The organism is Rhodococcus sp. O3 (assembly GCF_048897285.1).
In the GTDB taxonomy this organism is placed as follows: domain Bacteria; phylum Actinomycetota; class Actinomycetes; order Mycobacteriales; family Mycobacteriaceae; genus Rhodococcus.
This window is the reverse complement of sequence record NZ_JBMBTE010000270.1, coordinates 1-2,450: the sequence shown is the minus strand read 5'-3', so window position 1 is coordinate 2,450 and position 2,450 is coordinate 1. Positions and strand designations below refer to the sequence as shown.

Annotated in this window: 2 protein-coding genes and 1 pseudogene; 2 read left to right on the top strand and 1 reads right to left on the bottom strand. The window is 72.1% G+C overall.

Going from position 1 to position 2,450, the window contains the following annotated elements; translation table 11 throughout:
• Nucleotides 1-638: pseudogene (locus ACN675_RS28760) on the top strand (primosome assembly protein PriA); the annotation flags it as partial.
• Here ACN675_RS28760 and ACN675_RS28755 read toward each other — a convergent pair.
• Complete coding sequence (locus ACN675_RS28755; protein WP_420754054.1) at nt 635-1,618, bottom strand: alpha/beta fold hydrolase; 984 nt, start codon at nt 1,616-1,618, stop codon at nt 635-637. The pseudogene ACN675_RS28760 and the gene ACN675_RS28755 overlap by 4 nt on opposite strands.
• A gap of 113 nt (nt 1,619-1,731) precedes the next feature.
• Here ACN675_RS28755 and ACN675_RS28750 point away from each other — a divergent pair, with 113 nt between their 5' ends.
• Entirely contained in the window at nt 1,732-2,439 is a 708-nt protein-coding gene (locus ACN675_RS28750) for a winged helix-turn-helix transcriptional regulator (protein ID WP_420754053.1), read from the top strand.
• Nucleotides 2,440-2,450: the final 11 nt, after the last annotated feature.

The window sequence follows — 2,450 nt, the reverse complement described above, 5'->3', positions numbered from 1 at the left end:
TGGTGACCTCCGGTGGCACCGACGTCAAGGTCGCTGCGCCCGACGGACCGGTGCTGGTGGTCTCGACGGTCGGCGCCGAACCGATCGCGCCCGGCGGGTACGGCGCGGCGCTGCTGCTCGACGGCTGGGCGCTGCTCGGCCGCGCCGACCTGCGTGCCGCCGAGGAGACACTGCGACGCTGGCTGGCCGCGTCGTCGCTGGTCCGTCCGTTCCGCGACGGCGGCCAGGTCGTGGTCGTCGCCGACTCGGGGATCCCGACCGTGCAGGCGCTGGTGCGGTGGGATCCGGTCGGGCACGCGCGGTCGCAGCTCGACGAACGCGCCGAGGTCGGCTTTCCACCGACCGTGCACATGGCCGCAATCGACGGCAGTGCCGCCGCGGTCGCGGGGCTGCTCGAGGCGACGGTCCTGCCGGAGGGCGCCGAGGTGCTCGGCCCGGTGCCTCTGCCACCCGGCCAGCGGCTGCCGTTCGGGGCGGACGATCCGGAACCGGACGAGGTGCACCGCATGCTGGTCCGCGTGAGCCGCGGACGCGGTCGGGAGCTCGGCCGGGCACTGCGGGACGCGCAGGCCGCACGCACCGCCCGCCGCACCGACGGGCCGCTGCGCGTCCAGATGGATCCCCTGCGGATCGGTTAGGGGGCTACGCCCCCGGGTGTGCCGTTGTGGCGGTTGGGGCCGCCGGAAAGAGACACCGACCGCGCGAACTCCTCCATCAGCTCCGCCACCCGTGCGGGGTTGCCGAGCTGCGGGACGTGCCCCGCGGGCAGCACCTCGAGGCGAGCCTTCGGAATCAGGTCGGCGGCCGCCCGCGCGTCGGCCACCGGGACGACGGGATCGTGGTCACCCCAGATCATCAGGGTGGGGACGGACAGACGACGCAGATCGTCGGGGCGGATCCGGCTTCCGGATCGGACACCGAACGGCGACAGCAGCGCCCGGAGCTCGGCAACGTTGGCCCCGGTGGCGACCGGGTCGTGCGCGGCATCCACGAGCGAGTCGAGCAGGTCCGGGTACCGCAGGATGGTGTCGGCCTCGCCCATCGTCGACATCAGGCGGAGCAGCATCCGACGGCCCGGCGCGACCGTGCGAGTGAGCACGGAGCCCAGTAGCGGTGTCGCCATGAGCCGGATACCCGGCGGAATCCGGGCGCCGGGGAACAGCGGGACGGATCCGAGCAGGACCAGACCGTGCACGCGTGCGGGGCGGTCCAGGGCGTACCAGACCGACCAGCTCCCACCTCCCGAGGCGCCGGCCAGGACCACCGAGCCGAGCCGGAGTTCGTCGAGGACGTCGTCGACGAACCGGACCGCGCACTGTCGAAAGTTGTTGCGCGGGAACGGGTCGGGTTCGCTGAGCCCGTATCCCGGCCGATCGACGAGGAACGAGTGCGTTGTCGTCGTGTGGTCGAGCAGCATCAGATGGGACAGCGACGAGGTGTTGTTGCCGTGCAGGTGCACGACCGGCGGCCCGTCACCGGACTCGATCACGTGAACCCGACCGGTCCGCGTCCGGACGAAGCGGCCCTCGGCGCCGGCCGCCCGGACCATCCGGTTGTACCTGTCTCGCAACGGGTCCGGGTGCCTCGGCGCCTGCGGATTCTTCTGCTGGGTGGCCATCGTGGACTCCTGGGACGAACTTCGTGCTGCTGCCAGAATCCGCGCCCCCACCGGGGAGGACCAGTTCGAAGTTCGAACCGTCCGACCCAGCGCGGTGGTGGGACACTTTTGTCGTGGGCTCGACCGAGTTCGTCGGATATTGCTCGTTCACCAAGGCCATCGAGCACCTCGGCGACCGATGGAGTCTGCTCATCGTGAGGGAACTGGGGACGTTCGGGCCGCGGGGATTCAACGAACTGGCCGCCGGGCTGCCCGGCCGCATCTCGCGCTCGGTGCTCGCCGACCGGTTGCGTCACCTGGAGACACTCGGCCTGGTCTCGCGCTGTGCCGGCCCGGAGGCGCACCCGGCATACCGCCTCACCGAGGTCGGGGAAGGACTGACCGCGACACTCGCCTCGCTGCGGGTGTGGGCGGAGACCTGGCTCCCGGACGATCCCGACATGCTGGACCGCGACCCGGACATCGTGCTCGGCTGGCTGGCGCAGCGGGCGGATCCCGACCGGGCGCCGGAGCGGCCCGTCGTCCTGGAATTGCGGTTGCACCACCGGCGCGACCGCCGGTATTGGCTCGTGCTGCAGCGAGGCGTCGAGCCGTACGGGTGTCTCACCGACCCGCTCCTCGACGAGAGTCGCTATGTGTACCTGGAGTCCTCGATGCCGGCGTTGCTGGCGCTCGCCCGGGGCAGGCGCGACTGGTCGGACGCGTTCGGGGACGGCTCGGTCACGGCGGCCGGTGATCCCGACCTGATCGGCCGGGTGAGCGCGTGGTTCCGGCCCGCGTCGGCTCCCCGTGTGCCCGCGTCGGCTCCCCGTGTGCCGTAATGGCGGTTCAG